This is a genomic window from Paenibacillus sp. JNUCC 34 (assembly GCF_058269055.1).
This window is the reverse complement of the sequence record NZ_CM177770.1, coordinates 1,496,190-1,511,339: the sequence shown is the minus strand read 5'-3', so window position 1 is coordinate 1,511,339 and position 15,150 is coordinate 1,496,190. Positions and strand designations below refer to the sequence as shown.

Here is a 15,150-nt window from a genome sequence, read left to right as displayed (position 1 = left end):
TACATATAGTTGTGGGCTGTTCTTTTATCCATTTTTTTGGACTAGGCTGTACTTAGCTTGGACTCCGTATGCCACATGGCCGCATACTTCCCGCCTTTTTCGAGAAGTTCCTGATGAGTTCCCCCTTCTGCCATTTTGCCTCCATCCATCACCAAAATCTTGTCTGCATTTTTAATAATGGAAAGCGTATGGGCGATCATCACGACTGTTTTTTTCTTTCTCAAAAGATTTTTAATGGCTTCTTTTACGGCTAATTCGTTTTCTATATCCAAAGACGCTGTGGCTTCATCTAGCAACAAAATAGGACTGTCCTTTAATATAGCGCGCGCTATAGATATTCGCTGTCTCTCGCCGCCGGAGAACTTATTGCCGTTTTCTCCGGCCATCGTATCGTAACCATGCTCCAGCTTTTCAATGAACGCATGGCAGCCTGCTTCCTTCGCTGCCGCAATAACCTCTTGTTCCGTGGCTTCCGGTTTCGCATAACGGATATTGTTTAGAATGGTATCGTTAAACAGAAAAACATCCTGGTCCACCATAGAAATCTTCTGCAGCACCTTCTCTGAGGCAACCTCTTGAATATTTTGCTTGCCGATATATACATTGCCGAGATCCGGTTCATAATATTTGGTTATCAGATTTAAAACGGTTGATTTTCCTGATCCTGAAGATCCGACAATAGCCGTAAATTTTGCCGAAGCCATCGTAATATTTATACCGCGCAAAACATCTTCGCCTTTGTTATATGCAAAATCAACATCCTGAAAAGTGATACTGTAATCCCCCGGTACAAGCGGATTCTGGTTTAACGGCTCTTCCGGCGCCTCAAATAAATGTTCAATTTGCTTTTTGGCAATCATTAGATTTTTATAAGAAGTTAAATCGACAAACAAGGTGCCAAACAATTTGCATGTGAACAGCGGTGCAATTCCGATTAGAAAAAAGGAAGAGGCCTCCACTCCCCCTTTCATCCATTGATTTCCAGCCAGAAATAAAACAATAGGAAGACTTAGCCAGCTCAGTATACTAAAAACGGTACCGATCGGTATAACTTTTATTTCATATACATAGCTGATGTCACTGTAAGCCTTCATAGATTGCGTAGTTGCTCTGTTTTTAGTACCGCCCAGTCCATACGCACGCATCGTTTGAATGCCGTTTATATACTCGACTACCGCGCTTGTATTGTCGGTCATAATCTCTTTTTTCCGGTTGCCGTATTTTTTCACCATAAGAAAAGAAAGATAGAGCGATGGAATCAGAAGCAAACCTGCGCATAAAATGACTGCCCCGGCAGGTGCATAAATCGTTGCAACATAACCTGTAAGCAATAAAGCAAATGAAGCATTTTTAATAATATCGCCGATTTTATGCGTCAACACTTTCTCATAACTGTTAACACTGGCAGTTGCCGCATTAATATACTCGCCAGTTTGCGCTTTGGTAAAGAAAGAGAGCGGAATCTTCCTCATTTTATCGCCCAAAGCAAGCCGCAAAATTTTGCTTACGCTCGCTCCTCCGATTTGCCCTCTGGTGTAACCATACGCATAAACAACTAAACGGATAAGAAATATGACACTTAACAGGAAAATGGTCTGGTACAGCTTTTGAGGCGTCAATTGCTCCGTCATTAAAGCTTCAATGGCATGATACAACACGATAAAATTAAAGCCTGCCAGCATACCCTCAATTACATTGAATAAAACAGAGATGTAAAAGGAGGTGTTCTTCTTAAATGCTTTTTTATAGTTCATTTCCCTGAATCTCCTCCGCAAATTCGTACGTAATTTCTCTGGCTTTACTGTAATTTTGCCAGGCCTTCCTGTATGACGGACTCTTCTCTAACATTTCCTGATGTGTACCGCATGCCTGAACAGTCTGATTCTCTACAATCGCAACCCTGTTGCAATGCTTAATAACACCAAGCCGGTGTGCAATAATAATGACGGTTTTGCCGACGCAAAGCGCAGCTATTGCTTGATCAATTTCAGCTTGATTCTCCGGGTCAGCCGCAGAAGTCGCCTCATCCAAAATGAGAATCGGGGAATTTTTCAAAATAGCGCGCGCTATAGCAATCCTCTGTTTTTCGCCACCCGAAAACCGGGTGCCATAGCTGCCTAACTTGGTATCGTAACCGTCCGGCAGAGAGTGGATAAAATCGTCTATTTGCGCTTTTCTGGCCGCTTCCCTTACCTCCTCCAGTGTTGCATGAGAACCCATTACAATGTTTTCAAAAACAGTGCCGCTCGTTAAAAAGGACTTTTGAAACACAATAGTGATATGTTGTAACAGTTCCTCATAGTCAATGTCTTTAACATTTATATTACCGATCAACACTTCACCCTGATCTACATCATAGAAACGGGAAATTAATTGAACGATTGTGCTTTTTCCGGCTCCGGAAGCGCCAACAATGGCTATTCTCTCATTTTCAGCAATCGACAAATTGACATTTTTCAGTCGGTCCTTTTGGCGGTCATACGAAAAGCTGACATTTTTTAATTGTATGGCATAATGGCTTGGAAAAGCCTTGCCATTCTCAAAGACCGGCGTCTCTAAAAAAGCGTTGCATTTCTTGACTGCGTTTAACACTTGCGCAAAATTAGAACCCAGCTCCTGCAAAGGACGCAGCTCAGTTAAATACAAGGAACCTACAAAAGCAAACAGGATAAACATACTACCGGTCAAACTGCCGTTTAGAAACCACATGCCACCGATCGGAACCATCAGCAATAAACCGCATTCTATAATAATGACATAACTGGCATATGGCGGACCCATTTTCAAAGACATTTCCTTCCAAACATTAAACTCATCGTCTACAGCGTCAGCATATTTTTTAAACGATTTACTGCTCATATTGTATGCCTTAATTAGGCGCATTCCTTGAATATACTCTATAATGGCCGCATTCAGGCCAGCTATAGAACGTGTTGCCCGGTCCATCAACTGATTCGTGCCGCGGAACATAATCGCCATTACTGCAACTGCAATGATTAACGGGATCAATGAAATGAATGCGAGCGGCAAATTAACTGTGCACAGATAGATAAAAACAGCAACAGGACCGCTCATATAAAATATAAGCTCCGGCAAATGATGGGCTAAAAAAAGCTCCAGCTTTTCAATCTCCTCATTTAACAAAGACTTCATTTCCCCTGTATCGCGTTCATTTAAAGAACCTAGTGAAACTTGCGACATATGTTCTGTAACCCGGCAACGCACTTCAAATAGAGTATTATAGGCCCCTTTATGAGACAATGTGCCTGAAACAGCAAACAATCCGAAACGAACAATAATTGCCGCTGTCAAAAGCAATAAATTGTTCGCAAAAAAGGATTCTGTTAACTGGTTATGATAGACGCGCTCTATAATGCGGTAAATAACAAAATAAGGCACAATCGTAGATATTCCACTAATTAACGAACACAGAACTGATAAATACAAATAAATCCTGTTTTGCCCTGCCCAAGCAAGGAGCATAGCTATTGGATTTTTTTCTTGTTTCCGCGTTTCTTCCATTACCGTTCCACCTTTGCTTTGTTATTTGCAAAGTAATGAATTGTGCGATGTTCATTTTCTTCATTCAGGAGATAGTCCTCCTGCATTCCTCCGGTTCCAAGCCTAACAATACGGGTGCAGCAAGACGCAATAAATTCCAAATCATGTGTAATAACGAAAATGATTTTATTGGCTGCAGCCAAACCGCGCAAAATTGAGGCAACATTTTGCATACTACCAAAATCCAGGCCGCTTGTCGGTTCATCAAACACTAAAATTTCCTTCTTGCTGATTATACTGGCTGATACCGCCAGCCTCTGCTTTTGTCCTCCTGATAATGTGTTAGGATGGCGGGTTGCAAATGCTGCCAGCTCCATATGTTCTAATGCTTGCCATACAGCATGCGGATCGACGTTTTTCACACCAAAGGCGCATTCCTTCTTAACCGTTTCAGCAAACAACTGATAATTAACATCCTGCATAACCATGTAAGCCAAGCCAGTTAGTTTTTTGGCAGTTAACTTTTGACCATTAAAATCAATACTACCGGAAGTAATTTTATGCAGCCCGCACAGCGCTCTGGCAAAGGTCGTTTTTCCTGCGCCATTATGCCCGGTAACAGCAATAATTTCGCCACTCTTGGCGGTTAATTGAATGCCTTGCAATACTTTTTTCTTGTTATGCGAAACAGCAACATCTCGTATGATAAGTTCATGCAACGGATCACGATTGCCGGGTTCCGGTTTATCGTAATGGCTAAAACGTACTTTCTTCAGTTCAAGCTCACGTAAACCCATTTGTTGCCGCTTCTGGTCCGTTAGACGCAAAAAAGCTTCCCGCGTATAGACAGACATAACTCTTCCTCTGTTTAACACAATTGCCTTATCTATTAAATCTCTCAAATAGTAAATCCTATGCTCCGATATAATAATTGTCTTGCCCTGCCTTTTTAATAAGGCAATCATATCCTTCAGCTCTTCAATTGCTCCAGCATCCAAATTAGACGACGGTTCATCTAATACAAATACCTCTGGTGAGACTGCGTATACACTGGAAAAAGCAATCTTCTGTTTTTCCCCGCCCGATAAATGAAAAATATTGCGATTGCGCAGTTTCTCCAAATGCAGCTCTTTCGTTACTTGCTGCATCCTCTCCTCCATCTTTTCTCTGGGATACGCCATATTTTCCATTCCGAATACAATCTCACTGTCTGTATCTACATTAAAAAACTGGGATCTAGGGTTTTGAAAAACGGTGCCGGCCAATTCACTCAATTCATACATTTGCCTGCTCTCCACAGCCTGTCCGTTCAGCAGCACTTCACCCTCTCGCTGCCCATCATAAAAATAAGGAATCAAACCGTTTATAGCACGAACCATTGTCGTTTTGCCGCAGCCGCTTTTTCCGCATAATAAGACACATTCTCCTTTATTAACATGAAAACTGATATTTTCAACGCCCTCGTCCTGGTCATTCGCACACGAAAACGAAAATTGAGAGACCTCTAACATATAAACACCCCTGCCACAACATAAAATGTGAACAATAATGCTGTCAGTACATCAATAAATTGAAAAGACACCTATTGATAACAGGTGCGCTCCTTGGGATTCTCTATTCCTCTGGTTATGCTTGCAGCAGCCAATTCATCAGCAATTTTAGATGCTGCCATCAATAAAGGAACATAGACGCATTCAACCGTCAGCACAGGCTGCTTTAGAAAGCCAACCGCTGAAGGAGAAATGCCCCTCAATTTCATCGCATCCTTAATATACCGCCAATCTTCGCCTATCATTGGAAAGTAACGTAACATTACAGCAAGCGGAATAATGGCTTTTTTAGATATGCGGATTTTGGTTAATGCCGTCATAAACTCATTAATTTTTGTCGTTCCAACCAATAGCCCCCCTAATACCACGCAAGGATAAATCTTCCTGATAAACATGGCAAAGGATACAAACATTAGCTCCCATGCGCCAGACAGAAACTTTTCGCTTAACAGTTGTACAGCAATAATGAAGCCGTAGCCAAGCATCATTTTTAATGAAAAGGAATACATCCCCATAAGCAAACAGAGCAGAAAGATCATAGCCATTAAAATAAGCTCATATTGAAAAGAAGGCGATACAAAAACGGCGGCATTGGCTAATAGTAAAAGATATATTTTCATTCTAGGATCAAGCTTGATGGCGGAAACATGCGTTTTTGGCACATTATCCTGCTCATACATACCCATCTTCTCCCTCAATCTGCCAACACCCCTGATTTCTCAAACTGCTTTCTCAGCAGTCTTTTGCCTAATAGAGCGCTAATCCATGCGCACAGCATAGTGCCGACAATCATCCCTGGAAGCATCCAGGTTTGTGCAGTAGAAAGCATTGTATCCATATAAGCCTGCTCTGTTCCTTGTCCAACCAAGTACTCCTTATAGGCTTGCTGATTAAACCACAACATAATATATGAACCCATTGGATGAAGCGAAAAGATAATATAGCTGATTACATTAGCAGTCATGCTCTTATATTTGCCGACAGAAGCAATCAGTTCGCCTATAACAGCTAACAAAACACAAGTCAGCGACCATAGCCAGTACATCCCCGTTACAAAAGTAATCATAGCCAAAATAATCCCCAATATTAAAATAGGACCAAAACGCGGAACTTTTGCTATCAATAATAAATAGATTGGTCCTGTCAGCAACGCGGCGCCCGCCGGCATTAAGAAGGTCAGCACCGGATTAGGCGCAAAAAAAGCTGCTCCAATCATCATGAACATAAAAAACAGAGCTGAAAAAACGCCTGTAATAATTAAATCTTTAATACTAAGTGCTTGTTTTTGACCAGCTTGCCGATACATACTCATATCCTCATCCCTTTTCTGCAAATTGTATCTGTCTTCCTTTTTCAAAAACAATTGCTTTATAATTGATAATGATTATTATTATTAATTATATTGAAGTGTAAACTTTTTGAAATAGCTGTGGAAAGGATATGTCCAAACCTGGAAAAGAATCGTCTGATTGAGGAAAGAAGGTAAAATATGTGTTCCCATCCTTTTGAACGTCTTTTATTGGAAAACGGTTTTTCCAAATGCAAACAAACCGGAAACTATAATCTGGCTGGAACCACTTATACTTTGGACCCGAAATTGGGCCAAGGATATTACTGGATATATGATTACAATCAATTATTTTCTATTCTAATTCACGACTTTTACTTCTATGAGGATTTCCATTTCGATTTGACAATGCCTGAGCTTCTGACAGTTACATATTACGAATCTATCTCAGGCACGGAGATGGATCATCCGGAGCATGGCTTGCAGAAAGGGCGTATCCGATGTTATTGGGGGAAGGGGAAGAAATACCACGCTTTAATTCACAAAGAGGTGCCTGTGCATTCTATTGGCATTGAATTTGCCCCTGCTTTTTGCGACCAATTTTTGAGACAGAAATATGGCGAAAAGTCCGTTAATCTGTATCAAACACTAACCCAAATGGAAGAAACAAACTCCTTCCCCGAACTGGTTATGCTGCTTCGCCAGATTGCAGCTTATCGCGGCTCTTCTCTTGCTTCGGCCTTGTTCTATGAGGGAAAAGTGTATGAGGCGATCGCGCTTATTATTGAACGAGAGTTGTCCAAAAAAAGCGACAAATCTCTGCGCATAACAGCAAAAGATATGGAGCAGATCCAACATGTAGCAGCATATATAGACAGCTATTATGCACTTCAGCTATCGCTGGATCAATTAACTAAAATCTCTTATATGGGAGCGACAAAATTAAAAAAACTGTTCAGACTCGTTCATCACTGCACCATAACAGAATATATTCAAAAGCAGCGCATTCATCAAGCAGAACAGTTGCTTATAAAAACGGATCTGTCTATTAACGAAATTGCCCGGACAGTAGGCTATCAAAGTGCCGGAAGATTTACTGAATTGTTTAAACGCTTTGTTTATTTGACACCGTCAGAATACCGGCAACGCCTGTCAAAAAGCTGAACATCAAGCTAAACAATAAATAAGGTTCTTTCCAAACCCTTCAACGCAAAAAATAAAATGTACCCTACTGGCTTTATGATTATCTTGAAGTGTGATGTAGATCATAGTCACCATGGGTACATATTTGTAAACTAAAAAGCAAGTAAGTACTTGCTTGCCAAATAAGAGAGGAGGATGAGCAATGAAACTGACAACGAGAGATAAAATTATGTCAGCTGCTCTTGAACATATGGCGCTCCACGGTTTTAAGGGAACCACCACGAAATGTATCGCCATACAAGCTTCTGTGAATGAAGCGACGATATTTAAGCACTTTAAGGGGAAAGATGAACTTATACATGAGGCGCTTGAACAGCAGATGAGCTTGGTTAAGACAGAGGTCGACACCTTTTTCCATACCGATCATGAGAACATCCGAGAGCTATTGCTGGCGAAGATTGATTTCATCAATCATATTTACGAAAGCCATAAGGACTTTTTCTTGGTCACCATTAAGGAAAAAGGCAGCAAAGAGCTCGAATTCATGTACCCGTCGATCTTTGAATACATCACGGAGGAGTTGGAAAAGGAACTTGCGAAGATGGCAGATGACTCGATTCCAGAGGAAGAGCTGCAGGCCATCGCCATGATCGCGAACAGCGTGCTCATGGCGATCATTCTTGAAAAGATGAAAGCCGAATGTTACGGGCATCCTGTCCGACTGGATATCAAAAAGGAGACGCTCATTGAGATGTTAATTCGACTTTGGGGACAATAGAAATCATTTAAAGAGAGGTGCATTTGATGAAGTGGATGGAGAGAACACTGGAGGATATCTTTAAGGCACTTAAGACAAATAGAGAGAATGGCCTTAGCAGCAAGCAAGCAGCAGAGGTGCTGCAGCAGAAGGGTTACAATGAGTTCGAAGAGGAGAAAAAAGAGGGCATTGGAGCCAAGCTGCTGCATCAATTGTCTGAGGTAACAACGATAATCTTGTTGGTAGCAGCATTGATATCGACGTATCTAGCGGTTACGGAAGGGCATGGCTATGCGGAGCCGCTCGTGATCATCGCAATCGTAGCCTTGAACGCCGTACTTGGCATCAGGCAAGAGCTTAGTGCAGAGAAGGCACTTGATGCACTTAAGAATATGAATACGCCTGAAGCAAAGGTTGTACGAGATGGAAACTTAAAGCCCATCAATTCGAAGGAGCTAGTTCCAGGCGATATAATCGTGGTGGAAGCAGGAGACATGATTCCTGCAGACGCCCGTCTTATAGAGAGTTTCAACCTGCTCGTTGAGGAATCGGCCTTGACAGGAGAGAGTGTTCCATCCGAGAAGAATGCACAGGCAGAGGTGAAAGAGTCCGATCCGCTAGGGGATCGAGTCAATATGCTCTTCTCCGGCTGCTTGATTACGAATGGCCGCGGCAGAGCTGTAGTAATAGCAACCGGGATGGAGACAGAGATGGGGAAGATCGCTTCTCTTCTCAACAACACGAAGAAGTCCAAAACGCCACTCCAGCAGCGTCTGATAGAGCTTGGCAAGAAGCTGAGTTTGGTAGCGGTCGTATCTGGTATCATCATCTTTGGTATTGGTCTTCTCCATGGAGAGACGATCATGGAGATGCTGATGACGGCGGTATCCTTGGCGGTAGCAGCCGTTCCGGAGACACTGCCAGTTATTGTAACGGTTACGCTAGCCTTTGGTATTCAAAAAATGGTTCGCAAAAATGCGATCATTCGCCGCATTCCAGCGGTAGAAGCATTGGGAAGTGCGTCGGTTATATGTTCTGACAAGACTGGAACGTTGACGCAGAACCAGATGACAATTAAGCAGGTCTGGGCTGTGTCTCACGAACCGAAGGCAGATACAGAAGTGTTTAATGATACAGAAACTGAATTGCTCACGATGTTCAGTCTTGCGAGCAATGCATCGATTGAACTCAATAATGGCAAAGAAACCATCATTGGAGATCCAACAGAGACTGCGATTATTCGTTTGCTACAGCAAAAGGGAATGAAGAAGTCCGAGATTGAGGCGAAGTATCCTCGCGTGCATGAGCTACCATTCGATTCCTCACGCAAGCTTATGACGACGGTACATCGCACGGAGGACGGATATATCTCCATTACAAAGGGCGCCTTTGACCGTATTCCGCTAGACCCTCATGCATCGTGCACGAATGAGCATCAGGCTCGAGCGAATGAGGTGCATGATCAGTTCGCAGAGCAAGCGCTGCGTGTTCTAGCGCTAGGGTACAAGCAATATAAGAAGCTCCCAGAGCAGCTGGATGCTGATGAACTGGAGCAGGGCCTTCGCTTTGCGGGATTGGTCGGCATGATCGACCCTCCTCGTCCGGAGAGCAAGGATGCGGTACAAGCTGCGATGGATGCGGGCATCAAGACAGTCATGATCACAGGTGATCATATGGCTACAGCATCGGCGATTGCGCGTGAGATTGGTATTTTGAAAGAAGGAGATCTTGCCATCTCTGGAGCTGAGCTTGAGCGTATGTCCGATGAAGAGTTGAAGCAAAAGGTACGTCAAATCTCTGTATACGGTCGTGTTTCTCCTGAAGACAAGATTCGTATCGTACAAGCTTGGCAGGCTAACGGAGAAGTGGTAGCCATGACTGGTGACGGCGTAAATGATGCTCCAGCCTTGAAGGCGGCAGATGTCGGTACGGCGATGGGTATCACCGGAACGGATGTAGCGAAGAGCGCTTCCGATATGGTTCTTACGGATGATAACTTTGCAACGATTGTCGATGCAGTTGCGGAAGGCAGACGCGTATATGAGAATATCCGCAAGGCACTCTATTTCTTGCTTAGCTGTAACTTCTCCGAGATTATGATCATGATTATTGCAGTTGCGTTTGGCTGGGGGCTTCCGGTTATCGCTATCCAATTACTCTTGATTAACGTTGTCGCGGATGGGATTCCAGGCTTCTGCTTGAGCCGTGAGAAGATGGAGCCGGATACAATGCGTCGGAAGCCCATTTCTAAAAATGCAGGCATCTTCTCTAACGGATTAGGCAAGAAGATTGCGCTTCAAGCATCACTCTATACGGTATTGACATTGCTTGGTTTCTATGTCGGAAAGTTTGTTCACATTTCGGATCAAGTATCGACTTCCCATGAAGTTGGACAAACGATGGCCTTTGTTATCTTGGGCTGGTCCTCCGTTGTTCATATCTTCAATGTGAGAAGCAACACCCAATCGATCTTTACGATTGGATTCATGTCCAACCGTTCGTTGTTCTGGTGCGCGATGCTCTCCATTGCGATTATATTCGGAATTGCGATTATTCCTACACTGATGGAGATCTTCCAGCTCGCTTCCCTAAGCTTCACGCACTGGGTGATTGTCACGATTCTCTCCATCGTTCCACTAATCGTTGTGGAGCTTGCGAAGCTCAGCACGCGTAAGAAGCTAAGAGCACAAGGACAGTCGATTTAAGTGGCAAAAAAAACATCACTACGATAATCGTAGTGATGTTTTTGTATGGAGCCTAGGGGGATCGAACCCCTGACCTCATCGCTGCCAGTGGAGCGACTGGAGTTTGTACATTAAGAAAACTGCGGAGGAAAGCCCTTTAGAGCTAGACCTTTTGAGGTTTCACCTATCTACATTCAAGTGGAACGTTGCTCTCACAAAAGAAAAAGTGTGACCAAAAACGTGACCAATTCTTTAAAGTTAATAGTTGGTCGATCACTTGGAAAGCTCTCACAATTGATTCACATAAATAGACGCTCAAGATCTCCCCGAACAATCTCCGAAACCTGATTTCCGATCTTCTTTCCATAATTATCATCAGCATCCGTGTACAGATTACCAAATATTTTATTCTGATTAGTGATCAACCACTTCTTCAATTGATTTGATCCTCTACCCGCTTCGAATCCTCTTTCGCTTTGACACTGTCAATCTCAGGCGTTATAGCTTTCTCTTGAATAGGGCTCGGTTCTCCATTAAGCGACCTATATTCGTGTCTACCATATTGAGAAACTTTCAATACTTCATTAACATCATTGGTCTTAGATTGTGCAAATGCTACAGATACGACTCATAGCGAAGAACCCCCAACAATAACAGCAATCTTTACTAGCTTTTCGAACCTAGTGTTATATCCCAAAATAAGAAACAGCAGACTAGGATGAAATTTCAGTCTGCTGTTTCTATTAAAATGACTTCAATGATTAAGGATTTGACGTCAATGTTATCAATTCCATACTACCCTTAATGCATATTCCGCCTCTCAGCTATGCTGTATATCTCTTCGCTTGTGTAAGAAACATCTCAGCGTATTGTCCATTCTTATGTAATAAGTCGTCATGACTTCCTTCTTCAATGATCTTGCCATCCTTCAGTACAATAATGCGATCAGCATGACGACAACTACTTAAGCGATGCGAAATCATGATCGTCGTCTTACCTTCGTACTGACTAGCAAAGTGATCGTAAATCTCTGCCTCTGCTTTAGGATCAAGCGCCGAGGTTGGTTCATCAAGAATGACCAGCTGGGCATCCTTCATATACGCTCGACTTAACGCAATTTTCTGCCACTGCCCGCCTGACAGCTCGTATCCACCATCGAACATCGGACCTAACTCCGTGTCCAGCCCTTCAGGCAAACGGCTTAACAGCTCTCCTGCACCCGATTGATTCGCTGCCTCCTTAATGCCGGCATCATCGGTCAAGCGATCCAATCGCCCCATAGCAATATTCTCCCTAGCCGTAAGCTGATACTTCATAAAATCCTGAAACACCACAGATACTCGATTTCTCATACTTTCTAAATTGATCTCGCGTATATTGATACCGTCAAAGTGAATGGTTCCCTCGTCTGGCATGTATAAACCTAATAAACACTTCACGAATGTGCTCTTGCCCGCACCGTTGGCCCCAACTATTGCAATCTTCTCCCCTGACTTGATGCGAAGGTTTATTCCGTTCAAGACAGGTGTAGACTGACCAGCATATGTGTATGTAAGGTTATTAATCTCAATATGACCCTGTAACTTATCGGGGAATTGTTCTGTTCGGCTATCACCCTCCCCTTCCGTTTCTAAATCGAGATAATGCAATACCTCACTCATAAATAAAGACTCTTCATACACATTGGCAATACTTCTCCCTAATCCAGCAATCATCGATTCCATTTGGAATAATGCTTGTGTTAACGAAACATAGTGCCCAACCGTCAGTGATCCCAGATAGCCGAACCAGACAAGCAGACACATGGAAATGATATTGAGAGTTGCATGAACTGAGTCTACGATCAACGTTTTCCAACTCGCCGATTTGCGTAATATATAACTTTCATTCGTTGTTTTCCAAAAAAGAGCTCGCCACTTCGTTAATAAATATTGACTGATATTATGTACTCGCAATTCTTTAGCTGCTTCTCTGCTATGAAGCATTAACATTAAGTATTGTGTTTTCCTTTGTGTTGGTGTTTGATGAACCATTTGTGCATACCTCTGCTGACCTAAGTAAGCACTTATCCATAAATTCGGCACTACCATCAGTAATACTGCTACAGCTAACACCCAGTGGAAAGAAATAAGTATATAGAACATACCAACCAGTGACACGATATTACGGAATATTCTCATAAATAATACAAAAATATTAAACCCCTTAAGATCCAAACCCATAGCCGTTCGCTCTAGCTGATCAAAATAGTCTGGACGATCAAAATAATACAAGGGTAACCGTGCTGCTTGTTCAGCAAGCATCTTCTCGAAATGGTACTTCAAATGCTGTTGCGCTCTAAATGTGATTAATTCTTCGATGACGACTAATATTTTGTCCAATAATAATAAAACACCCTGTAAAATGATTAATTGCAACGTATTCATGAGTGCGCCAGGCTGTTGATCGAATGCTGCTGTTACCGCATCAATCGTTTCTTTGACTAGGAAAATAGTCAATATAGGCACTAAGGAGGATAGAATCTTGATAAGCACTAAAGAAGCTGTCATGCCGGGAATAATCTTAAATATGAGGGGCATTAATCTATAGAATACCCCCAGAACAACTTTCTTCTTTTGCTTTAAACTAATCGTTGCTTTGTTATTTGAATCATTCTCCATTAATATCACCTATTTAATGAAACATATAATATAAATGAATGCGCATTTCTTCGAGAGGCATAAGCCTGCGTATCAAACTGCTGTTTTCAATCGGCCTTCCTCAACTAGACGTTTAAGTTGTCCCTCGTGGTTAATTATACTCTTCGTTCTGACTTGAGTTGTAGAATCCAGATAATAGAAGAATGGATAGTGACCTGTCTCTAATCTCTGCATATCTGAAGGAGCGATCTGTACGACTGGCATATTCAACTCGTAATCCTGGATATTCTGAAGTATGGACTCCTCATCTCCTTGCATCAATACAACGACCTGCACATCTGTATGTTGTTCATGAAAGTTCTTTAGTAGAGGGTAAACAAGCTTGCATGACGCACATCTCACCGAAGTAAAGGCAACCAAATAACCGCCGGATTTACGGGTTCGTTGAAGATCAAAGCTACCATGATTAATGGAGTCAAATTGTTGTTGAGGGAAAACCTTCCCCTTCGCAATTCCATGGTTTTCTTCGACCAAAGAAAATTCCATCTGATTATTGGCAGTTGTGACAACCTTCTTCTTGCCGATCTGCACAATGTAATAAGTCTGTACGGCGATTATTGCCCATAGAACTAAGTATGATATATCAAATATACCCATTATGCTTGTCCTCCTTCTATAACAACACCACGGTGTACTCCAGCGAAAAGATAAACAAAGGAAAACCAGCTAAGAAAAAAACTAGCTGGCTCTTAGTCTAGTTCCTAATTAACATTTGCAAGAAGTGGAAGTGGTTATTTCGTTCTTCCCATTCACTACGCATACTTCTTTTTTAGTCTCAATAAATTGCTCAAATGGATAATGTCCACATTTTTCGCCACATGAAGTTGTAGTTGTGCAAGCCATTATGAAAACCTCCTTTCTTGTAGGTCTATTTATAGTCAAAGGCATATGCCTTGGCTATCAAACTGCTGCTTTCAACTTACCCTTTAGGAATAAGGAATAAGGAATAAGGAATAAACTCATTTTACTAGTCCTTTTCTATGATCAAACCACGGTTTGTCCAAAGTGAGTACATACTAAGTATGCCAACTGTCATTCCTGCAATGCTAATCCATTGAATTGGATTGATCGTTACTAGTTGAACAGAAGATTGTAAAATGCAACTAATAAGTGATGCAAGGAATAACGGCGTTATCTTAATCATCGTACTCCAACCTAATTCCTCTTCCGTTGACTTACCAAAACAATTACAAACGACCTTCAACTTCTTTCTCATTGCCATTCCCGTTACGATATAAAAAGAGAGAAATAATAGTAAGGCAATAATTTCTCCAATAGAACGCGTTGGATCGAACAGCAGCATCAATGCGCTTACCATTTCTAAACCTATTACTAGCCATGCTAGAAATAAAGGATAACCAAGTTGACTAATCGTTTTTTTAAAGTCTTTATAACTAATTACTTTAGCTATCGAAGAATAACAAAGAATCGTACATAAAAATATGGATAACCCAATATCTACATTCACTCAAACCAACCTTTCATTAACTTATTAGATGATGGCGTGATAACATCCTTCTTTTGTGTG

The 15,150-nt window shown here is 42.0% G+C and carries 12 protein-coding genes; 3 read left to right on the top strand and 9 right to left on the bottom strand.

Features of this window, described 5'->3' with window-relative positions:
• Positions 1-41: 41 nt before the first annotated feature.
• From AC2TF5_RS06870 to AC2TF5_RS06850, 5 genes are all read right to left on the bottom strand, one after another.
• Positions 42-1,754, bottom strand: coding sequence for an ABC transporter ATP-binding protein (locus tag AC2TF5_RS06870; protein ID WP_491301447.1), 1,713 nt, complete (start codon positions 1,752-1,754; stop codon positions 42-44).
• A complete protein-coding gene (locus tag AC2TF5_RS06865) occupies positions 1,744-3,522 on the bottom strand; it encodes an ABC transporter ATP-binding protein (protein WP_491301446.1) in 1,779 nt (592 codons plus the stop codon). The genes AC2TF5_RS06870 and AC2TF5_RS06865 overlap by 11 nt, the downstream gene beginning before the upstream one ends.
• Positions 3,522-5,012, bottom strand: a complete 1,491-nt coding sequence (locus tag AC2TF5_RS06860) for an ABC transporter ATP-binding protein (RefSeq protein ID WP_491301445.1) — start codon at positions 5,010-5,012, stop codon at positions 3,522-3,524. Before AC2TF5_RS06860 ends, AC2TF5_RS06865 begins: the two co-directional genes overlap by 1 nt.
• A 71-nt stretch (positions 5,013-5,083) precedes the next feature.
• The gene (locus AC2TF5_RS06855; protein ID WP_491301444.1) at positions 5,084-5,731 is read right to left on the bottom strand and encodes an energy-coupling factor transporter transmembrane component T; all 648 of its coding nucleotides are present in this window, start codon (positions 5,729-5,731) and stop codon (positions 5,084-5,086) included.
• Positions 5,732-5,745: 14 nt separating this feature from the next.
• Positions 5,746-6,357, bottom strand: a complete 612-nt coding sequence (locus AC2TF5_RS06850; protein ID WP_491301443.1) for an MptD family putative ECF transporter S component — start codon at positions 6,355-6,357, stop codon at positions 5,746-5,748.
• Between the two features lie 183 nt (positions 6,358-6,540).
• Here AC2TF5_RS06850 and AC2TF5_RS06845 point away from each other — a divergent pair, with 183 nt between their 5' ends.
• The 3 genes from AC2TF5_RS06845 to AC2TF5_RS06835 all read left to right on the top strand — a co-directional run bounded on the left by AC2TF5_RS06845 (position 6,541) and on the right by AC2TF5_RS06835 (position 10,944).
• Positions 6,541-7,503 carry a helix-turn-helix transcriptional regulator gene (locus AC2TF5_RS06845; protein WP_491301442.1) on the top strand — a complete coding sequence of 321 codons (963 nt, stop codon included), beginning with the start codon at positions 6,541-6,543 and terminating at the stop codon, positions 7,501-7,503.
• 181 nt (positions 7,504-7,684) lie between these two features.
• Entirely contained in the window at positions 7,685-8,260 is a 576-nt protein-coding gene (locus AC2TF5_RS06840; RefSeq protein ID WP_208918331.1) for a TetR/AcrR family transcriptional regulator, read from the top strand.
• Positions 8,261-8,286: 26 nt separating this feature from the next.
• Positions 8,287-10,944, top strand: coding sequence for a cation-translocating P-type ATPase (locus AC2TF5_RS06835; protein WP_491301441.1), 2,658 nt, complete (start codon positions 8,287-8,289; stop codon positions 10,942-10,944).
• A gap of 278 nt (positions 10,945-11,222) precedes the next feature.
• Here the strand turns inward: AC2TF5_RS06835 and AC2TF5_RS06830 are convergent, their stop codons facing one another.
• The 4 genes from AC2TF5_RS06830 to AC2TF5_RS06815 all read right to left on the bottom strand — a co-directional run bounded on the left by AC2TF5_RS06830 (position 11,223) and on the right by AC2TF5_RS06815 (position 15,090).
• Positions 11,223-11,360: a hypothetical protein gene (locus AC2TF5_RS06830; RefSeq protein WP_241930263.1), complete on the bottom strand. Its 138-nt coding sequence runs from the start codon at positions 11,358-11,360 to the stop codon at positions 11,223-11,225.
• Positions 11,361-11,747: 387 nt separating this feature from the next.
• Positions 11,748-13,583, bottom strand: a complete 1,836-nt coding sequence (locus tag AC2TF5_RS06825; RefSeq protein ID WP_241930264.1) for an ABC transporter ATP-binding protein — start codon at positions 13,581-13,583, stop codon at positions 11,748-11,750.
• A gap of 72 nt (positions 13,584-13,655) precedes the next feature.
• Complete coding sequence (locus tag AC2TF5_RS06820) at positions 13,656-14,219, bottom strand: TlpA family protein disulfide reductase (RefSeq protein WP_491301440.1); 564 nt, start codon at positions 14,217-14,219, stop codon at positions 13,656-13,658.
• 370 nt (positions 14,220-14,589) lie between these two features.
• A complete protein-coding gene (locus AC2TF5_RS06815) occupies positions 14,590-15,090 on the bottom strand; it encodes a MauE/DoxX family redox-associated membrane protein (protein ID WP_241930266.1) in 501 nt (166 codons plus the stop codon).
• Positions 15,091-15,150: the final 60 nt, after the last annotated feature.

What these genes read in the sequence shown, in the direction of transcription:
- AC2TF5_RS06840 (WP_208918331.1), top strand. Translation starts at nt 7,685, where the DNA reads ATGAAACTGACAACGAGAGATAAAATTATGTCAGCTGCTCTTGAACAT.
- AC2TF5_RS06845 (WP_491301442.1), top strand. Translation starts at nt 6,541, where the DNA reads ATGTGTTCCCATCCTTTTGAACGTCTTTTATTGGAAAACGGTTTTTCC.
- AC2TF5_RS06850 (WP_491301443.1), bottom strand. Translation starts at nt 6,357, where the DNA reads ATGTATCGGCAAGCTGGTCAAAAACAAGCACTTAGTATTAAAGATTTA.
- AC2TF5_RS06820 (WP_491301440.1), bottom strand. Translation starts at nt 14,219, where the DNA reads ATGGGTATATTTGATATATCATACTTAGTTCTATGGGCAATAATCGCC.
- AC2TF5_RS06860 (WP_491301445.1), bottom strand. Translation starts at nt 5,012, where the DNA reads ATGTTAGAGGTCTCTCAATTTTCGTTTTCGTGTGCGAATGACCAGGAC.
- AC2TF5_RS06865 (WP_491301446.1), bottom strand. Translation starts at nt 3,522, where the DNA reads ATGGAAGAAACGCGGAAACAAGAAAAAAATCCAATAGCTATGCTCCTT.
- AC2TF5_RS06825 (WP_241930264.1), bottom strand. Translation starts at nt 13,583, where the DNA reads ATGGAGAATGATTCAAATAACAAAGCAACGATTAGTTTAAAGCAAAAG.
- AC2TF5_RS06855 (WP_491301444.1), bottom strand. Translation starts at nt 5,731, where the DNA reads ATGTATGAGCAGGATAATGTGCCAAAAACGCATGTTTCCGCCATCAAG.
- AC2TF5_RS06835 (WP_491301441.1), top strand. Translation starts at nt 8,287, where the DNA reads ATGAAGTGGATGGAGAGAACACTGGAGGATATCTTTAAGGCACTTAAG.
- AC2TF5_RS06870 (WP_491301447.1), bottom strand. Translation starts at nt 1,754, where the DNA reads ATGAACTATAAAAAAGCATTTAAGAAGAACACCTCCTTTTACATCTCT.